This window comes from Bradyrhizobium sp. Leo78 (assembly GCF_059512425.1).
The window spans coordinates 158,496-174,959 of sequence record NZ_JCAMOT010000014.1 but is presented as its reverse complement, the minus strand read 5'-3'; the positions used below and the strand labels follow the sequence as shown (position 1 = coordinate 174,959).

Sequence of the window (16,464 nt, the reverse complement as noted above, 5' to 3'; positions counted from 1 at the left end):
CGTTGCTACGCGCTACGAAAAAACCGCACGAAATTACTTCGCTGTCGTCGCTATCGCCGCAACTCTGCTCTGGCTAAGATAACTGTCCACGCGGCCTAGAGCGTCTTTGGGCGGAGCATGCCCTCGGACTTGGTCCGAGGGTGGATACCGGTTCGCGTGAAGAGAACGCGTCAAAACAAGAATCTAGAGCTTCGATTCTGATTCAATCAGGACCCGCGCAGATGTCGGTTTGCCTTCGGCTTCTGGGACACTTGCCGATAGTCTCGACCCGGAGATTGAAAACCAAAAGGGCGCGGTGATCGCGCCCTTTGTCCTGATGGCCTGCATAGCCCTGCCGATCCGCGCTTGCATCTGCACGGTCAGTACCACCACCACCGCGGAATATATACCTCTTGATTTCCGTAGCGTATCACCGGCGCTACGGGCGGGCCGTATGGATCGACCCGGTCGTCCTCTGGACGATAACGATATCGTGGAACAATATAATAATCCCAGTAAGGAGTTTCCCTGACTATGGGCACCCTGACGATCGCCCTTGCCCGTGGTTCACGAACGACTCTGGCCTCCTGCGCATAGGCTGCAACGCTGAACGTCCCCAGGTTACACAGCACCAGCGCCGTTCCGAGAGCTACGGTTTTTATCCTCATTCCTCGGCCTCCTTGCCGTAAAGGCAAACTAACGAGCATCTGCTCATGATTGTTCCGTCTGCGCGGGGAGGGGCGCCCTCGGTGATCGGCGGCATCGCCAGCCGCATTGCCGAGCGCAGAGTAGCGCAACTCCGAGCGCAATCTATCGAAATTGAAAAGGCCGCTGGCATAGCTCCAGCGGCCTCCGCGCTTAATGTGGGTCGCTAGAGATCGATGCCGACAGCGATGTTGCGGCCCTGCAGTTCGGCGATCTTCATTCCCTCAGCCTGCAACTGCACGAACTCCGGGTCCTTTGCCACGGCCTCCTGCACTTTGCCGTAAGCTTCCCAACCGGCGTAGCGCGTCGTAACCAGCCATTCTCCCGCCCACACGCCAGTGTGGAAACGGGACAGCCGAAGAAATTCGGCACCGTGTTTTTCAAAGATCTTCTTCGCCCGCCTGGCAATCTGGGTCATTTCCTCGGCCTTATCGGTTCTGAAACGAGTAAATTGCACGATCGACATGGGGCTACCTCCATCGTGATTTAAAATGTCTAAGAGGCATATATCGAGCGACATTTGAGGAGCGAACCTCAATGCAATCTCGATGAAGATTTGTCTTCATCGACTTGGCCTTGGTTCAGGCTTCGCAATCGACACTGGCTAAAATAGGTGCGCCGTTTATCAAGACTTGAATTGCTGCCGGTTTGATCGACACGCAGCAAAGAGATGAGGGTGCGAAGAGCCTCGCAACCTCATCCGTGTCCTTTCAGCCTGCACCTTGATGTGGCCGGCGGAAGTGCGTGCCCCGGCGGATCGTGGGGATCGCGCCGGGGCGTCGCTCCCTCTCAACCGACCATTGGGCTAGGGGGCTGAGATGATCAGCGAGAGATCGCACGTCAACCGAAGCACAACCGCTGCCGGGATGTGAGTGCAAATTGTGCCATTCAACTTGAATTTTAAGAAGCTTGCACAAAGAGGGCCCGGTTCTTCACTTGGCAAACTAAAAAGCGACCAGTTCATTGCGGCGAGGTCTCTACGAGGGCGCCCGCAACGAACCTTATTGTGGCCGCCTCGCCTTTCTGATGTGTTCGACGGCCGTCAATATGCTGCCACCTCGCAGGGTGTGTAAACTGCAACACACGAGACAAGCGCGAATCGCTGTAGACTCAAATGGCGTCCTCAAACGCGCCTCCCTAGCCTTGAGCCCGTCGCAAATGGCGGGCTTCCTTCGAGAGGGCGCTCGGGTCATTAGGTGTTCGCGCCGGTGCACGCCTGCGTGCACCAGTGGGGTCTCCGCATTCCTACTGACACGAATTTCATTCCCTCGTTACATAATTCGGCATTTAATTGCCGCATCGTATTACCTGATCATATTTGCGAATGACCCGGCGGGCCGCACCTGCCGGGTTTTTCGTTCCTGTCCCGAGGGACCGTTTAATCCTTGAAGGCTCTAATCGACGGCTGGATCGTCAAGCGGTAAGCGACCGAGCTGTCGCCGTTGAAAATCTCCAGCGATGTGCCGCAAGCCGGGCAGCGATATTCGCCTGGCTCGCCCTTTCCGGATGACAGCTCGATCCTGCGGAAGCCTGCTCCACATTTAGGGCAGATCACGTCGTCTTTTTTCATCAGATCACCCTTCGGTCTATGCCAACGCTTTACCCTGCGCTGGGCAGCAGAGCCATGATCTGAGAGTTACAAGTGTAACAACGTGCGGAGGCGCCCGACCAACCGTCCGTTCACGCTGGCGGGCCGCTCCAGTCCAAGCGACAAGTCGAAACTGGAGAATTGGTCAAGCTTTGCACAGCCAACCTTTCCTCGTTCAAGCGCCTTTCGACAAACCCGCGCTCAAGGTCCGAGAGATTGGTCCCAAGCAGCCGCCGATATCGGCTGATGTTGTTGGTATGGGCCCGCAGACGGGTGACTTTATCGTCGGTCATCGAGCCTCCAATGTGGAGAGGAAGTCAATTGTGAAGCTGTGGGAATGCCGTGGCTACCTAATCATATGAGGCTGTCGCAGGCTCAGGCTCGGCCTCAACGTTGGTCCGCAAAATTGCGCCGCCGGGCTGGAAATACAGCGTCCCGGCGGCGTTTGTCTCAACTGGTGCCCTGAAATCCCAGTAACAGCATCTTAGCAAGACCATGCTACCTCGTGTGTGAAATGGTTCACACTTTTCGCGGTTTCCAAAAAAGCGGGGTCAAGAACTCGGACCACGCCTGGGCGATTGGGGCTGGGGGTCAAATCCCGCCGCTCCGACCATTCGTTGTCCGACGCTCCTTGACCTTGAGCCACACGCCCCCATGAGGGCGCAGCGTGATCGACGGAAATGGCGTCACCTTGCGGTCTGGCAGCCATTCCATCGAGAAACGTTGCGCCATGGTCGTCAGCACCAGGACGGCTTCCATCATGGCGAAACGCTGGCCGATGCAGACGCGCGGTCCGCCGCCGAACGGCATATAGGCGAAGCGGGGTAGCTTGCGCTCGAGGTCGCCCATCCAGCGTTCGGGGTGGAAAGTCTCCGGCTCCTCGAAATAATGCGGGTCGCGATGCAGGACCCATGGGATGATGAAGATGGTTGTCCCCGCTCCGAAAGAGTAGCCGCCAAGGTCGAACGGTTGCACGGATTCCCGGCCGATGGCCCACGCGGGCGGGTAAAGCCGCATCGCTTCCATCACGACGCTTTCCGTGAATTTCAGGCGCTGAACATCCTCGGCTCTGACGGGGCGATCGCCGACCACTTCGGCGATCTCCGCGACCATGCGCGCCTCGGTGTCCGAATGCTGGCCGAGCAGAAACCATGTCCAGGAAAGCGCCAGGGCCGTGGTCTCGTGCCCTGCGAGAAGGAGCGTGATCGCCTCGTCGCGAAGCAACGAGTCGCACACCGGTTTTCCTGCGTCGTCGCGCGCTGCCATCAGACGCGACAGAAAATCATTTCGATGTTCCACGCCGCTGGCGCGCCGTTCAGCGATCATCGACGAAACAACTCTTTCAATCGTCCGGATCGAGCGCCGGTATCTGAGGTGGCCGGGCAGCGGAAACGCGTCCGGAATAAGGATCGGGCGCTTGTAGCGCGATGCGATCTCCACGGTGAGGTCGTTGACCGCAAGATCCATGTCGTGAATGTCTCGCTCCACCTCGGAATCGAAGAGCGTCTTGGCTGCGATCCGCAGCGTCAGTCCCATCATCTCGGGATGGATGTCGATGATCTCGCCATCTTGCCAGCCATCCAGCAACTGGTGAGCAAGGGCCACCATCGCGCCGTCGTAAGCAAGCAATTGCCGGCCGGCGAAGGCAGGCGCAGCCAAGCGACGCTGGCGGTGCCAAAGCTCGCCTTCACTGGTGAGCAGGCCTTTCCCGAACACCGCCGTCACATGGCGCCAGAAGAACTTGTGCTTGATGTAGTTTCGATGGTCCTCCAGGAGGACCTTCTCGATCGCAGGCAAATCGTTGATAAAAAGGTCCGGCCATCCGGCAAGATTGAGCGAGACGAAGTCGCCGTACCGATCCGCTAGTTCAGCAAAGAAGCCGAGCGGGTTCTTGCCGAGCGCTGGCAGATTTCCAACAAACGGCAAGCCGCGCGGGCCTGGCGGCCGACGCGGTCGAGGATGCCAGCCAGCGCTTGCTGGTGCGTCCACGGGAAAAATATCAGTCCTGCCTACGGCGGCGCCTGATCAGCCAATAAACACCGTAGCCAACGGCAAGGATCGGAAGGCCTGCGCCGGCAATCGGCCCGGGGGCTCCGCTAACACGTTGACCGGGCGGATCTCGACCGGGGGCGTTATCGCAATTTCCCCCGCCATTGCAGGCTTGCACGGATGGGATGACTGCCGTCAAAGAGAGGGCCAAAATCGCGGCGGCAATGCCGAACCCGATCTTCATTTGACTTCTCCAATGCTGACTGGGTATTAAATGTCAAAATTAAATACAGCATTAAATAAATGATTTAACATAGGTAATGTTCCCCGTATTTTTTTGCCGCTTGGGCACTCCACGCGAAGTTGCTTGCCGGGTTCAGCCACGGTTTCAATTCCAGCCTATCGAGATGTTCGCTCGTTGACAGCTCGAGCTGCTCACGTACGTCAGCAGTAATCCTCCTGGTGCCATTGAGGTGCCGATCATATGCGGAGAGCAGCGTCCGTTGATGCTGGCGAACGGGGCATCTGCCTGCCGGGAACCTGCAATGTGTTCTGGCGTTCTATCCGCAAGAAGAGGAACCGCCATGGATAATCTGACCAAGAGGGATCAACGCGACCGCTCGAAGATCAACATGCACGAGGACTTCGAGGTCAAATACTGGACCAGAGAACTCGGGGTAACGAGAGAGCAGCTCCAGAAGGCTGTCGACAAGGTTGGCAACAGCGCTGCCACGGTCCGGAAGGAGCTGGGGCAATGAAGATAGACGATCAGGCAATCCGGGCGCGCGCCTATCGATTGTGGGAAGCCGCGGGAAGCCCCGAAAATGAAGAAGAGCGCTTCTGGCACGAAGCGGAACGCCAGCTCAAGGAAGAGCAGATCCAGCACGAGCTGAAGACGCCGGACACCCTGTAGGCCGGACTTATCAGGTGCGGCCTAGATGCCAAGCACCCAAACGGCGACGATGGCGCCGAGCACGGCGAGACCGCTGATGGTCCAGCCGGTGACGTAGGCCCCGCTGCCAGCCTCGGGCTGATCGACCATGGTATCGTGCCAATCGGTCATGATGGCCTCCAATCCATTGCCTCCCCGGACGTAGGTCGGCGCAGACGGCTCAAGGTTCAAGACGCGAAACGCGGCGCAGGTGCGCCGCGTTCCAATCGGTGTCCACCTTCGGATCAAGTCCGAGGGCATGCTTCGCTCGAAAACGCCCTACCGTGCGCTTCGCTTGGGCTTGCGCACCGCGCGGACCTTGCCGCTGGTGCCGCCGCCGCAGAAGAACTGATCGCGTCCGTCGGACTCGAGCCCTGACACGCTGACGCCGGGCGGCAGCGCCAGGCGCTCCAGGGCCTCGCCCGTCTTCGGATCAATTCTGGTCAGATCGCCTTCGTCGCCTTCCCAGGTGCCGTGCCAGAGCTCGCCGTCGATCCAGGTGACGCCGGTGACGAAGCGGTTGGACTGGATGGTGCGGAGGATCGCTCCGGTTTTGGGATCGATCTGGTGGATCTTGCGCTCCCGGTACTGTCCCACCCAGAGCGTGCCCTCGGCCCAGGCCAGGCCCGAATCGCCGCCGCCGCCGGGCGAGGGGATCGTCGCGAGCACGCGGCCGCTTTTCGGATCGATCTTCTGGATGCGATCCTCGGCGATCTGAAACAGATGCTGGCCGTCGAACGCCGTTCCGGCATGCGCGGGCACATCGATCGAGCGCACCGTGTCCCCGCTCGCCGGGTCCATGGCGCTGATCCGGTCGCCGGACGCGAACCAGACGAGCTTGCCGTCGTAGGTCAGCCCATGGACGCTGTCGACGCCTGGGAATGGGCCATATTCGCGGATGATTTCGGCTGCTGACGTGATCATGCTTCCTCCTCGCTGTTCGAAACTGGAGGCACCCTAGCCATTCGGCAATGGCGCGGTGAGTAACAAGGTCGTCGCGAAACCCGGCAAAGGCGGGGTCACCCAGCGGCGTGCGCGCCCGCGGCCGAACGACTGCACCTTGTCTCTGGCCGCAAGCGCGTCGAGCGCCCGCTGCACGGTGCGCTGGCTGGCGCCGAGCGCCAGCGCCAGCGCCGAGCTCGACCATGACTCGCCGTCGGCCAGAAAGGCGAGCACCTCCGCATGCTCCTCTTCGACCGGGCGCGCCAGCACAACGATGTCGCGTGCCTGGTGCGGCACGAGTGCGAACCCTTGCTTGGTCGCGCTGACGTCGGCGAGCGTGCGCAGCATGCTGCGAAGCCGCCCGATCTCGACCCGCAGCCGCGCGCGATGCGATTCATCGGCATGCTTGCCGCGGAATGCCCGCGCGACCAACGTCTCCCTGGACACGTCGTCCGGCCAGGCTTCGGCCAGAGCGCGGGCGAGCGCGAACAGAACCGGACGTGTGGCAAGCGAAACCGTCATGTCCCTCTCGCGCACGACATAACGGCACGCATCCACGACCAGCGACTTCGACGCCAGCAACGCCTCGACCTCATCGAGCAGGAGCGGGCGCTCCTCGCCGCGTGCAACGAGGCGCGCCGCGGGTGTGCCGAGCAGAAGGGCCGCGCTTTCGACCTCTGCCGTCAGCGCAGGAATCCGTGCCTGCCGCGCTGCGGCCTCGGCCCGCGCGAGTGCGGCGCGAGCCGGCTTGGTGCGGAGGCGGCGCATCGCGATGCCGGCAACGACCAATTCGTGCGCGGCCCTTGAGGTCGGCGGCAAGGGCGCTGGATCAAGATCGGCGAGCCTGCGCTCGGCGTCATCGAGGCGTCCGATCAGGAGCAGACGGCGGATCTCGAGATAGCGCGCATGCGCGGCGTTGACGAAATCGCCGTGCGCTTCGAGCGTCGCCCGCGCGGCGTCGAGCGCCTTGGCGGGGAATCCGAGGTCGCGGGAGGCGAGCGCGACCTCGGCCTCCGCGACGACGCATCTGGCGCGCGCGATCGCCTCCTTCGGGCCGAAGGCGCGCGCGGCGCCGCGCAGCAGAGCCTTGGCGCGGACGAAATCGCCGAGCTGCGCCATCGCGATGCCGCGAAGCGCCAGCGCCGGCGCGTCCTCGCGCAGCGCAACGCGGTTCAATGCGCCGAGGGGATCGCCCATCGCGAGCGCACGCGCGGCGGCCGTGATCAGCGAGTCCATCGGAATCCCGTCACACTTGTCACTCTCACCCGTTCAGGCCCGGTCGTAGTCTACCTCACCGTGACAGACCAGTACGCAGCGAGGAGATCGGCTCATGGTCGACTGGACGATCCTTTCCCCAACATTCCTCACCGCCACGGTGGAGTGGGCGGAGGCTGTCGTCACGGTGCTCACGGTCGGCCCGGGCCACGCGACCAGCGATATCGAGAACAGGGAATGACGATGACGGCACATTGCCCAAAGCTCGACGTCGAGACCGCGAACGAGGCTTCGCCGTCGCAACGTTCGAGCGTCACAACGAAGATGTCGGCAGCCGATCGGTTATCGCTTGCGGCCGCGCCGACCTTCGCGGTCATGGCGTTGCTCACCGCCGTCGTCGGCGGCGCGCCCGATATGCTCTGCTCGCAAGTCACGTCGCCGTTCGCGGGAATGGTCACGATGTACGTGCTGATGAGCGCCTTCCACTCGGGGCCGTGGCTGAGGCTGATCGCGAGGCGATGTAGCGGCTAGCTGAACGCGCCACAACTGGATCGCGGCTTCGACATTCGCTAGTCTCGCTGTCACCGGCACAACAAACGCTGGGCGTCGATTTCCCGCCTTGTGGAATGGGACGCATCAACCAACAACAAGAAGCAGGGGAAGCGTCTCCAATGAAGGAATTTGCAGGGAAGATTGCCGTGATCACGGGCGGCGGCACGGGCATGGGACGCGAGCTCGCGCGTCAGCTCGTGGCGGAGGGCTGCAATGTCGCGATGTGCGACGTCTCAGCGGAGGCGATGGCGGAGACGAAGCGGCTCTGCGAAACCGAGAAGCTGCCGCAGGGATTGCGCGTCACGACTCATATTGCCGACGTCTCGATCGAGGATCATCTCAAGCGCTTTCGCGACGAGGTGATCGAGCAGCAGGCGACCGACAAGATCCACTTGCTGTTCAATAATGCCGGCATCGGCGGCGGTGGCAGCCTGTTCACCAATACGCGCGAGCAGTGGGAGCGCACCTTCAACATCTGCTGGGGCGGCGTCTATCTCGGTGTCCGCACCTTCCTGCCGCTGCTCGTGAAGGCCGACGAGGGGCATATCGTCAACACCTCCAGCGTCAACGGGTTCTGGGCGAGCGTCGGCCTGGGCGTGGCGCATACTGCCTACAGCGCGGCGAAATTCGCGGTGAAGGGATTCTCCGAGGCGCTGATGAACGACCTCAGGCTGAATGCGCCGCATATCAAGTGCTCGGTGGTGATGCCCGGCCATATCGGCACCTCGATCGTCTCCAACTCACGCAAGGTGCAGATCGGCACGGAATCCGACCAGCTCACCGAGCAGGAAATCCTGCAGGCGCGCCAGCGGATGAAGGGCGCAGGGATCGATGTCGATGCGATGTCGGACCAGGAGATCCAGCAGGCCGCGCTCGATCGCGCGCGGACCTTTCATGATGATGCGCCGACCACGGCGGCCGCCGCGGCCAAAATCATCCTCGACGGCGTCAAGGCCGATCGCTGGCGCATCCTGGTCGGCGAGGACGCCCATGTGTTGGACGAGCGCGTGCGCCAAACGCCGGAACAGGCCTACACGCCGGAATTCCTCGATCGCATCAAGGCGGACGTCGGCTGGCGGCTGGGTTAGCCGCGCGCAACTCGCGCACGAGGGCTGGGCTGATAGGCGAGCCGGGCGTGGCCTGCGCAATAGGGCAGGCCGTCGACCGGCCGGTTGCCGCAGAAGCGGAAATCGCTGGCATCAGGCGTCTCGACCGGCCAGCGGCAGCGCTGCTCGTCGAGTTCGAGCAGCGAACAGCAATGGCCGTTCGCGATTGGCTCCTCCGGCGGCGCCTCGCCGTATTCGGCCTGCAGCATCCGGATCTGATGCCGCACTGTCCTCGCGCGCGGCGCACGGGGAGAAGGCTTTCGCGCGGGTCGTTCGGCGTCGTCGCGCGGCTCCCGTGTCAGATTGAGGCGCGAGAGCTTGCCGATCACGGCGTTGCGGCTGACGCCGATGTCGACGGCGATCTCGCGGCAGGTCAGTCCGGCATCAAAGCAGCGCTTGAGCTGTTCGACGCGTTCGGGGGTCCAGATCGATAGGATGGCGGTCATGGCGATGGTCCCAGGTTGCCGGAAAGTTTCCGGGTTGGCTTGACCACCCTTCAGCCGGACCGTCTGACGCCTCGCTTCACGGCTTGCCGTTGTCGCGGATCGACAACAGCCCATCCTTGATCGCAAGGCGGATGCCTTCCTCGATCAAGGTCCGGGCGACTCCCGGGACGCTGGTGCCATGGGTGCCCTGTCTCACCAGCTTCTCCATGTAAGCGATGGTCGAGAGCGCCAAAGTGACGGGAATGCGATCGGTCTCGGCTTTCTCCGTGGCCATGGCAAAACGCTAGCCTTTTACGCCTGTACAGAAAAGTATCTATTCAGACTCTATTTAGTTTTGCACCGGTGAGTCAAACTGATTCGCTTTTTGCGCGCTATCCTATTGTAAAATAATGAGAAAATTTCATGGTGTTCTGGGGATAACGCGCGCGCCCCGTGTACAGCGCCTAGAGCCAGGCGGCGAGGGCGCGGCGAAACGCGCGAGGATTTCACGATTTATGGGATTGCTTCCTGTCACCCAGGCCGACGATGATGCGGTCTGGAATTCGGGCGCAATGACAGTAACGAACGGGCTCTACACCATTCAGATCGAGATGACCGAGGGCGGGCAGGGCCGCGCCAACGGCGTCATCGTGCTGCACGACGGCAGGATCGCGGGCGGAGATTCGTATTTCTACTACTCGGGCTCGTACAGCGCCGATCACGGCAAATGGCGCGGTGAGCTCACCACCAGCGAGCACACCAAGTCCGCCGGCGTCCTGCCGTTGTTCGGCGGGCGCGATGTGACCTGCGGCTTCACCGGTCTCTATTCGACTGACACCGCGCAGGTGAGTGGAACGGCGCTGGTCGGAAAGACCAGCGTCATGTTCGTTGCCAGGCTGATGCTGCGATCGAAGCTATGAGGCGTAGATCATGATCCGATTAGACGGAATCGGATCATGATCTCCTCTCTTTGTTTGAGCATGACCTTTTCGGAAAACCGGTTTCCACTTTTCCCGATCATGCTCTAGGACGCCTCGACCTCGACCTTCACCGGAAATTTCTGCAGCAACCGGCCGGCCGTCTCCGCCTTGTCGGGCGCGGCGCTGACGCGCAGATAAAGCCCGCGCGACGGATCGGTGATCGCTTCCACGTTCACCTCCTTGGCGAGGCCTTCCGCGGCAAGCAATTCGCGCGCGGCGTCTCCGGCGGCGATCTCGCGCAGCTTCGGCTTGAAGATTTTGCCGACCGGCGTCACCGGCATTTCCGAGATCACCGAGACCGCGCGCGGCCGCGCCGGCGGCTCGGGGATGTTCTCCTGGACGAACGCGGCAAGCGCCTGCGGATCGACCTGGACGCCGGGCTGGGTCGATACGAACAGCATCGGCACCTCGCCTGCATAGGCGTCGGGGCGTCCCACCGCCGCGGCGAGCGCGACGCCCGGAAACTGCAGCGCCGCGTCCTCGATCGAGCGCGGATCGATGTTGTGGCCGCCGCGGATGATCACGTCCTTCGCGCGGCCCATGATGTAGACGAAGCCGTCGGCGTCGATCCGGCAGATGTCTCCGGTACGCAGCCAGCCATCGTGGAAAGCGTCTTCGGTCTGCTTCTTGTCGACATAGCCCGCGAACACTTGCGGCCCGCGCGTCAAGAGTTCGCCGACCGGCGAAGGCCACGGGCCGGTGTGCAGCTTGCCGCCCGCGAGGATCGCAAGCTCGACCAGCGGATTGCGAGTGCCGACGGCTTCGGGCCGCGGCTTGATGCCGTGGACGTCATGGGTGATGGCGCCGGCAAGCTCGGTCATGCCGTAGAGCTGCTGGATGCAGGGGCCGCCCCAGGCCGCAAGATAGCGGCGCTCGATCTCCAGCGGGCAGATCGAGGCGCCGGTGGCGGTCACCCGCAGGGACGAGATGTCGGCGTCGCCGACCGGGACGCCTGCGATGGCGCCAAGCGCGGTCGGGACATTGCCGTTGACGTTGACGCGGTACTTCTCGACGATCTTCCAGAAATTCGTGATCAGCGCCGGATCGCGCGCGCCGGCGGGGCCGGGGATGAACATGGTCGCGCCGGCCGACAGGCTGTTGGCAACCGTGCAGAACAGGCCGCCGACATGGAACAGCGGCAGCGTGACCGTGCAGCGCTCGCCCTTTCGGAAGTCGAGCGCCATGCGCGACGAGACCGTGGAAGCAACCATCGCGCGGTTGGTGAGCCGCGCCACCTTGGGATGACCGGTGGTGCCGCCGGTCGGCAGCATCACGGCGACGCGGTCGGCTTCGGAAAAATCCTTTGACTGGCCGTAATCGTCACGCCACGCCGGATCGGGCTTGAGCACCTCACCATCGAACGAGATGGTGCCGTCGAGCGGCGCGATCACGATGCGCTTCAGCGACGGCACGTCGCCCTGCAGGCCCTCGATCTTCTCGTAGAGCCCGCCCGGCATGCCCGGTGGCGGTGCCAGCAACAATTTTGCCCTGATGGCATTGAGCTGGGCGATGATGGCCTCGCGCGTGAACAGGAGATTGAGCGGCTCGGCGATGCCGCAGGCGGCCGCGCCCCAGATCGCGGCGATCGCGGCCGGGCAACTCGGCAGCAGGATCGCGACCGCATCCTCCTTGCCGACACCCTCACGACGGAAGAAGTTTTCCGCCGCCTTGACCGAGCCCATGAGCTGATCGTTCGAGAGGGTGACCGGATTGGGATCGAGGGGCGAGCGCAGATAGATGACGCACTCCGCATTGGGATCGCCGAGCGGGCCACGGGCGATCAGATCGAGGATGCGCGGGCAGGCGGCAAGCTCCTGCCGCATTTCCTGTTCGCGGGCGGCTTCTTCGGCCGGCGATAGCCTCTCTTTCAGCATGTGTCTCCCTGTCGTTTTTGTTTTCGTTATTTGATTGTATCGGGTCGATTGTATCGAGCGCAGCTTGCGAAGCACAAGTGCGGCAATCGGTCATTCCCGGGCGAAGCCTAGCATCGAACCCGGAGATCTCGCGGTCACGAAACAGAGCACGCCGGCGATTCCGGGCTCGCACGTTCGTGCGCCCCGGAATGAGCGCGGCAGGTCAACCGTGCGCGATCGCCTTTGCGATCATGCAGTGGATACCTTTGGCGCCGTTCACGGTCTGCGTGACCCGCAGATCGGCGGCGAGGCTGCACAGCGTGTACGCATCCTCGCGCGACAGATTCCGCTTCTCTCCGAGCAGCGCGATCATGTCGCGCAGCGCGCGCACCACGCATTGGTCGAGGTCGGGGTCCATCGCCATCGTCATGTAGTGATCGGCGGTCTCGGCGCGGGGATAGTTGAGCCGCAGGTCCTTGCGCAGCGTCAATTTGAAGCGGCCCTGCAGCGCGGTCTCGATCGCCGTGACGCAGACCTCGCCGTCGCCCTGTACACCATGGCCGTCGCCGCACGAGAACAGCGCGCCGGGCACGAACACCGGCAAATAGAGCTTGGCGCCCGGTCCGAGCTCCTTGTTGTCGAGATTGCCGCCCATCGCGCGCGGGATCAGCGAGGTGATGCGGCCCCAGGCCGGCGGCGGCGCCACGCCCATCACGCCGAAGAACGGTTTCAGCGGCAGCTCCAATCCCCAGGGCAGGCGGCCGACCATGCGCTCGCGGTCAAGCGGGATGTTGAGGATGCGCGGCTCGTGGAAATCATCGGGCAGGGTGCCGGAGAGAGGTTTGATCAGGTTGTAGCCCCAATCCTGCCGCAGCCCGACGTCAAGGATATCGACCTCCAGCACATCGCCGGGCTCGGCACCCTCGACCGCGATCGGGCCGGTGAGGATGTGGCCCGGCAGCATCCGCTCGGACCTCGCATGGATGTCCGCAAGCTCCGGCGGGATGTGAAATTTGGTCCGGTCGGGCACCACGTCGGGGCCGCCGCTGACGGTGTCGATGGTGACCTCGTCGCCGCTCTTGATCGCGAGCACCGGCTTGAGTTTTGCTTCGAAGAAGCCCCAGTGGCAGGTCTCGGGGCTCGCAGGGAGATGATGGTGAGTCATGGGATTTCTCGGGCGAGCATGTAACGTGTGACGCGCATCGCATTTAGAATGGGCTTTTGCAGTCAGATCAATCGTTGCCGGATCACTTCCGGCGGAAATTATTGTTTGAGCCGATGCCGCGGCCATGAAGCGGATCAGCACCATGCGTATCCACGCGAGATGGAATGCCGGTCGGTTTGTGCTATGGCGCTGTCCGTTGATCGGATCGGAGGCCACCGCGGGTGTTTTTTGTGCTGTCGAAGACGCTCGGCGTCATGCTGCTGCCGGGCAATTTCCTGATTGGCATCGGCGTGCTCGGGGCCATCCTGCTCGCGACGCGGTTTGCCGCGCTTGGCCGCAAGCTTTTGGTCGCGGTGATGGTGCTGCTTGTCGTGGCCGGGTTCTCGCCGCTTGGAAACCTGTTGCTCTATCCGCTCGAGGCGCGCTTTCCGCCGTGGAATCCCGCGGAGGGCGCGCCCGATGGCATCATCGTGCTTGGCGGCCCGGTCGATTCCGACGTTTCGGCGTCACATAATACGCCGATTGTGCGTAACGCGGCCGATCGCATCATCGCCACGGCCGCGCTCGCGCGAAAATATCCGAATGCCCGTGTCGTGTTTTCCGGCGGCAACGCCAACCTGATTTCCAATGACGCCAAGGAAGCTGATTACGTGGCGGAGATATTCGAAGGCCTCGGCATCGCGAAATCGCGGCTGACCATGGAACGGCAATCGCGCAACACGTGGGAGAACGCCAAATTCTCCAAGGCGCTGGTGGCGCCGAAACCGGGCGAGCGCTGGCTACTGGTCACTTCAGCATTTCACATGCCGCGATCGGTTGGGCTGTTCCGGAAGGTGGGATTTCTGGTTGAGCCTTATCCTGTCGACTGGCGGGTCGGGACAGGCAACGACGTCTTCTGGTTCACCAACACCGCACTCGATGGATTGTCGCGGACCGATCTTGCGGTGCGCGAGTGGATGGGCCTGATCGCTTATCGCGCCGTTGGCCGAACCGACGCGTTGCTGCCGGGGCCAGTCCGCTAGCTAGGTCGTGTACTCATAAACTGAGTACCCCCGGAGTACGGTTGTTTGACGTCCGCTTGTGTGACGGGTTTCGGACGCCGGCCGCCGAATACGCGGCGCTCTCTCTCAAGCGGCCGGCATCCGAAACCCTTCACAATAGGAGACGTTAACTGGTGCCGTACATGTGAAAAAGGCCACCGACCAGGGCAGCCTTACGGTGCTGAGAGAAGTGCGAGGGCGATCAGAACCACCACGCGACGATCACAAGGGACGTGATCGCCCGGCTGTGATCGTCCGCGCGAGCTCCGGTCCAAAACTGCGGATTAGGCGGACAAGTCGTGGAGCTGTGGCCCAGGGATTCAGCTCCGATTTCTATCGCCCTCAAAAGTGGCGAAGTGGCACCATATCGTTGCTTTCATACGTGCAGCGTACTTGCGGGCCGCCCTGCTCAAGGACGGTATGGTTCGCCAAGCCTCCGTGGCTTCTAACCACGCTTTGGCTTGCTGGAACCTCGCATAGGCCCAGGCAAATGCCGGGATCTTCATTAACTTGTCTCGGGTGAGTCTGAATAGACGCTCTACCGGCACGAGCTTTAACAGCTCGCCCGTGATCAATGTTAAAGCGCTGCTCAGAAACTGAAATAGTTTCTCCCCAGCAACCTGATTATCCTACCCCCGGTGCAGGAACTTTTCGCGTGTTCCTTCCAATGGAGCCCTACTGGGCCGCTATTATCGCTGCGGGTGCAGTGCAGAGCAGGCGTCTGCCGCAGTTCGTTATGGAAGAAGTCGGCCGGTAAACCAGCGGAACGCGCAGCCGACTTCGTCCACTCAAGCTGCGAGATTGGTGTCGGAAGAAGAGATTGGTGTCGGAAGAAGAGAGTACGGCCGGTCTGCTTAAACGCGATGTTGCCGAGGATCAGAACGACAGGTCCGGCCAAAACGATCAGCAGCACGGTCTCCGTTGGACATCGGGTCAACCCTTCGATGGTCCGCGCTGGCGGGGTACTTCGAATCGGCGGAACAACCGGGACCTGACGGATTCGCTCCCGCCCTACGACTCACGGCCGGTGCGCACGACCACTAAGGGGTCGCGTGCCCCAAAAATGGATACGCAGCCATCTCCTTCGAATACTTCCGGAATATGTCGATTTGCTTGCTTGTAAATTCTGCAATGACGGCGAAAAATTCGAATGGTGACCTGATCGTCACAAGCCTCTGGCCGAATTCAAAAGCAAATTGCATGTTGGCTTGTGCCATTTCCAGAAGCTTCGCTTGATAAGCCTGCAGGTTTGCCGTCACTAAAGAAAGATCAAATCCTTCCTTTGGATTCTTGTCCCTAATCGTCTGATGGAAGGCATCTTGTAAGGTAGCCACCCGATTCTCAACGGTGAGAGCCTTTTGTTTTGAATCGTCATGAAGCTTGGGCGGTTCAGTCGAGCCTGCGGCATCAGAGTGCAGAAGGTTGTCTTTCGGGCTTCTAACAACAGCCTGCTTTTTCCGTTGGGCCCGTGCGGCTTTTCTAGGGCCGCGGGCGGGCTTTGACGCTATCGCTCGTTTACGGTTACTCATCTGACGCTCCAAGAGAATGGTCGACCACAACGGTCATTTCTGAAAAGACAACAACAGGCCTTGCGGTGTAGCGTTCCTAACGCGACTAAGGGATTTTCCCGCATGAACTTAGATCTAGTAGCAACGCCGACCAACGAACGTTGAGCTAGCGCGCCCAGAGATCAAAAACGGTGCCGATCCGCACGTCCAGGTGACAACAGTCAGCCCACTCGTTGTGCGCCTCCTGCCATAGCTCTATAGCGTCCACTCACTAACTGCTTCGCATGAGGTTTGGCCGCGTCGTCATCATCGCAGATGATCTCAACGATCCGGATGTGGTTTTCGTCCTCGATGGTGCAGGCGTACAGCTGACTGGATGGGTTATGTGGGTGCCCTCAGTCCGGGTGACCGGAGCCACTCGTTTATGTGCGCGGCGGTTTCGGCCTGACGAGCTCTTCGGATAAGCCGTTCGCGCTGGACGCCGTG

General features: G+C 61.7%; 18 protein-coding genes and 1 pseudogene. 8 read left to right on the top strand and 11 right to left on the bottom strand.

The window, feature by feature from the left end; all coding sequences use genetic code 11:
- Positions 1-82: pseudogene (locus tag AC5ZG1_RS19845) on the top strand (IS5/IS1182 family transposase); the annotation flags it as partial.
- A gap of 768 nt (positions 83-850) precedes the next feature.
- On the opposite strand, the gene AC5ZG1_RS19840 reads toward AC5ZG1_RS19845, so the two are convergent.
- The 3 genes from AC5ZG1_RS19840 to AC5ZG1_RS19830 all read right to left on the bottom strand — a co-directional run bounded on the left by AC5ZG1_RS19840 (position 851) and on the right by AC5ZG1_RS19830 (position 4,261).
- Positions 851-1,150 (bottom strand): hypothetical protein, encoded by a 300-nt coding sequence (locus AC5ZG1_RS19840; RefSeq protein WP_456642285.1) that lies wholly within the window; start codon positions 1,148-1,150, stop codon positions 851-853.
- Positions 1,151-2,062: 912 nt separating this feature from the next.
- Positions 2,063-2,254: a hypothetical protein gene (locus AC5ZG1_RS19835; protein ID WP_130228402.1), complete on the bottom strand. Its 192-nt coding sequence runs from the start codon at positions 2,252-2,254 to the stop codon at positions 2,063-2,065.
- A gap of 609 nt (positions 2,255-2,863) precedes the next feature.
- The gene (locus AC5ZG1_RS19830; RefSeq protein ID WP_496133820.1) at positions 2,864-4,261 is read right to left on the bottom strand and encodes a cytochrome P450; all 1,398 of its coding nucleotides are present in this window, start codon (positions 4,259-4,261) and stop codon (positions 2,864-2,866) included.
- 584 nt (positions 4,262-4,845) lie between these two features.
- Here AC5ZG1_RS19830 and AC5ZG1_RS19825 point away from each other — a divergent pair.
- Positions 4,846-5,019: a DUF3606 domain-containing protein gene (locus tag AC5ZG1_RS19825; RefSeq protein WP_130228405.1), complete on the top strand. Its 174-nt coding sequence runs from the start codon at positions 4,846-4,848 to the stop codon at positions 5,017-5,019.
- Positions 5,016-5,174 carry a DUF2934 domain-containing protein gene (locus AC5ZG1_RS19820; protein WP_080663625.1) on the top strand — a complete coding sequence of 53 codons (159 nt, stop codon included), beginning with the start codon at positions 5,016-5,018 and terminating at the stop codon, positions 5,172-5,174. Before AC5ZG1_RS19825 ends, AC5ZG1_RS19820 begins: the two co-directional genes overlap by 4 nt.
- 21 nt (positions 5,175-5,195) lie before the next feature.
- On the opposite strand, the gene AC5ZG1_RS19815 is transcribed toward AC5ZG1_RS19820, so the two are convergent.
- The 3 genes from AC5ZG1_RS19815 to AC5ZG1_RS19805 form a co-directional block, all read right to left on the bottom strand.
- Positions 5,196-5,324, bottom strand: a complete 129-nt coding sequence (locus AC5ZG1_RS19815; protein ID WP_496133819.1) for a hypothetical protein — start codon at positions 5,322-5,324, stop codon at positions 5,196-5,198.
- 147 nt (positions 5,325-5,471) lie between these two features.
- Entirely contained in the window at positions 5,472-6,116 is a 645-nt protein-coding gene (locus AC5ZG1_RS19810) for a Vgb family protein (protein WP_028162871.1), read from the bottom strand.
- 33 nt (positions 6,117-6,149) lie between these two features.
- Positions 6,150-7,370, bottom strand: a complete 1,221-nt coding sequence (locus AC5ZG1_RS19805) for a helix-turn-helix domain-containing protein (RefSeq protein WP_496133818.1) — start codon at positions 7,368-7,370, stop codon at positions 6,150-6,152.
- A 94-nt stretch (positions 7,371-7,464) separates the two neighbouring features.
- On the opposite strand from AC5ZG1_RS19805, the gene AC5ZG1_RS19800 reads away from it, so the two are divergent.
- The 3 genes from AC5ZG1_RS19800 (at position 7,465) to AC5ZG1_RS19790 (ending at position 8,989) form a co-directional block, all read left to right on the top strand.
- The gene (locus tag AC5ZG1_RS19800) at positions 7,465-7,590 is read left to right on the top strand and encodes a hypothetical protein (RefSeq protein WP_283814853.1); all 126 of its coding nucleotides are present in this window, start codon (positions 7,465-7,467) and stop codon (positions 7,588-7,590) included.
- Between the two features lie 83 nt (positions 7,591-7,673).
- Positions 7,674-7,880, top strand: coding sequence for a hypothetical protein (locus tag AC5ZG1_RS19795; protein ID WP_496133824.1), 207 nt, complete (start codon positions 7,674-7,676; stop codon positions 7,878-7,880).
- Between the two features lie 140 nt (positions 7,881-8,020).
- Positions 8,021-8,989, top strand: coding sequence for an SDR family oxidoreductase (locus tag AC5ZG1_RS19790; RefSeq protein ID WP_496133817.1), 969 nt, complete (start codon positions 8,021-8,023; stop codon positions 8,987-8,989).
- On the opposite strand, the gene AC5ZG1_RS19785 is transcribed toward AC5ZG1_RS19790, so the two are convergent.
- Both AC5ZG1_RS19785 and AC5ZG1_RS19780 read right to left on the bottom strand, forming a co-directional pair.
- Positions 8,986-9,453 carry a GcrA family cell cycle regulator gene (locus AC5ZG1_RS19785; RefSeq protein ID WP_496133816.1) on the bottom strand — a complete coding sequence of 156 codons (468 nt, stop codon included), beginning with the start codon at positions 9,451-9,453 and terminating at the stop codon, positions 8,986-8,988. The two genes, AC5ZG1_RS19790 and AC5ZG1_RS19785, sit on opposite strands and share 4 nt — an antisense overlap.
- A 76-nt stretch (positions 9,454-9,529) precedes the next feature.
- The gene (locus tag AC5ZG1_RS19780; protein WP_027580595.1) at positions 9,530-9,727 is read right to left on the bottom strand and encodes a hypothetical protein; all 198 of its coding nucleotides are present in this window, start codon (positions 9,725-9,727) and stop codon (positions 9,530-9,532) included.
- Between the two features lie 220 nt (positions 9,728-9,947).
- Here AC5ZG1_RS19780 and AC5ZG1_RS19775 point away from each other — a divergent pair, with 220 nt between their 5' ends.
- Complete coding sequence (locus AC5ZG1_RS19775; RefSeq protein ID WP_496133815.1) at positions 9,948-10,352, top strand: GrlR family regulatory protein; 405 nt, start codon at positions 9,948-9,950, stop codon at positions 10,350-10,352.
- 104 nt (positions 10,353-10,456) lie between these two features.
- On the opposite strand, the gene AC5ZG1_RS19770 is transcribed toward AC5ZG1_RS19775, so the two are convergent.
- Both AC5ZG1_RS19770 and AC5ZG1_RS19765 read right to left on the bottom strand, forming a co-directional pair.
- The gene (locus tag AC5ZG1_RS19770; protein ID WP_496133814.1) at positions 10,457-12,286 is read right to left on the bottom strand and encodes an AMP-binding protein; all 1,830 of its coding nucleotides are present in this window, start codon (positions 12,284-12,286) and stop codon (positions 10,457-10,459) included.
- A 202-nt stretch (positions 12,287-12,488) separates the two neighbouring features.
- Positions 12,489-13,430 (bottom strand): acetamidase/formamidase family protein, encoded by a 942-nt coding sequence (locus AC5ZG1_RS19765; protein WP_496133813.1) that lies wholly within the window; start codon positions 13,428-13,430, stop codon positions 12,489-12,491.
- Between the two features lie 221 nt (positions 13,431-13,651).
- Between AC5ZG1_RS19765 and AC5ZG1_RS19760 the strand changes: the two genes are divergently transcribed.
- Entirely contained in the window at positions 13,652-14,452 is an 801-nt protein-coding gene (locus AC5ZG1_RS19760; RefSeq protein ID WP_496133812.1) for a YdcF family protein, read from the top strand.
- 1,058 nt (positions 14,453-15,510) lie between these two features.
- On the opposite strand, the gene AC5ZG1_RS19755 is transcribed toward AC5ZG1_RS19760, so the two are convergent.
- Entirely contained in the window at positions 15,511-15,999 is a 489-nt protein-coding gene (locus AC5ZG1_RS19755; RefSeq protein WP_496133811.1) for a phasin family protein, read from the bottom strand.
- Positions 16,000-16,464: the final 465 nt, after the last annotated feature.

Bases quoted from the DNA above. Each gene is read 5' to 3' on its own strand.
- AC5ZG1_RS19840 (WP_456642285.1), bottom strand. From the start codon at position 1,150: ATGTCGATCGTGCAATTTACTCGTTTCAGAACCGATAAGGCCGAGGAA.
- AC5ZG1_RS19835 (WP_130228402.1), bottom strand. From the start codon at position 2,254: ATGAAAAAAGACGACGTGATCTGCCCTAAATGTGGAGCAGGCTTCCGC.
- AC5ZG1_RS19825 (WP_130228405.1), top strand. From the start codon at position 4,846: ATGGATAATCTGACCAAGAGGGATCAACGCGACCGCTCGAAGATCAAC.
- AC5ZG1_RS19820 (WP_080663625.1), top strand. From the start codon at position 5,016: ATGAAGATAGACGATCAGGCAATCCGGGCGCGCGCCTATCGATTGTGG.
- AC5ZG1_RS19815 (WP_496133819.1), bottom strand. From the start codon at position 5,324: ATGACCGATTGGCACGATACCATGGTCGATCAGCCCGAGGCTGGCAGC.
- AC5ZG1_RS19810 (WP_028162871.1), bottom strand. From the start codon at position 6,116: ATGATCACGTCAGCAGCCGAAATCATCCGCGAATATGGCCCATTCCCA.
- AC5ZG1_RS19805 (WP_496133818.1), bottom strand. From the start codon at position 7,370: ATGGACTCGCTGATCACGGCCGCCGCGCGTGCGCTCGCGATGGGCGAT.
- AC5ZG1_RS19800 (WP_283814853.1), top strand. From the start codon at position 7,465: ATGGTCGACTGGACGATCCTTTCCCCAACATTCCTCACCGCCACGGTG.
- AC5ZG1_RS19795 (WP_496133824.1), top strand. From the start codon at position 7,674: ATGTCGGCAGCCGATCGGTTATCGCTTGCGGCCGCGCCGACCTTCGCG.
- AC5ZG1_RS19790 (WP_496133817.1), top strand. From the start codon at position 8,021: ATGAAGGAATTTGCAGGGAAGATTGCCGTGATCACGGGCGGCGGCACG.
- AC5ZG1_RS19785 (WP_496133816.1), bottom strand. From the start codon at position 9,453: ATGACCGCCATCCTATCGATCTGGACCCCCGAACGCGTCGAACAGCTC.
- AC5ZG1_RS19780 (WP_027580595.1), bottom strand. From the start codon at position 9,727: ATGGCCACGGAGAAAGCCGAGACCGATCGCATTCCCGTCACTTTGGCG.
- AC5ZG1_RS19775 (WP_496133815.1), top strand. From the start codon at position 9,948: ATGGGATTGCTTCCTGTCACCCAGGCCGACGATGATGCGGTCTGGAAT.
- AC5ZG1_RS19770 (WP_496133814.1), bottom strand. From the start codon at position 12,286: ATGCTGAAAGAGAGGCTATCGCCGGCCGAAGAAGCCGCCCGCGAACAG.
- AC5ZG1_RS19765 (WP_496133813.1), bottom strand. From the start codon at position 13,430: ATGACTCACCATCATCTCCCTGCGAGCCCCGAGACCTGCCACTGGGGC.
- AC5ZG1_RS19755 (WP_496133811.1), bottom strand. From the start codon at position 15,999: ATGAGTAACCGTAAACGAGCGATAGCGTCAAAGCCCGCCCGCGGCCCT.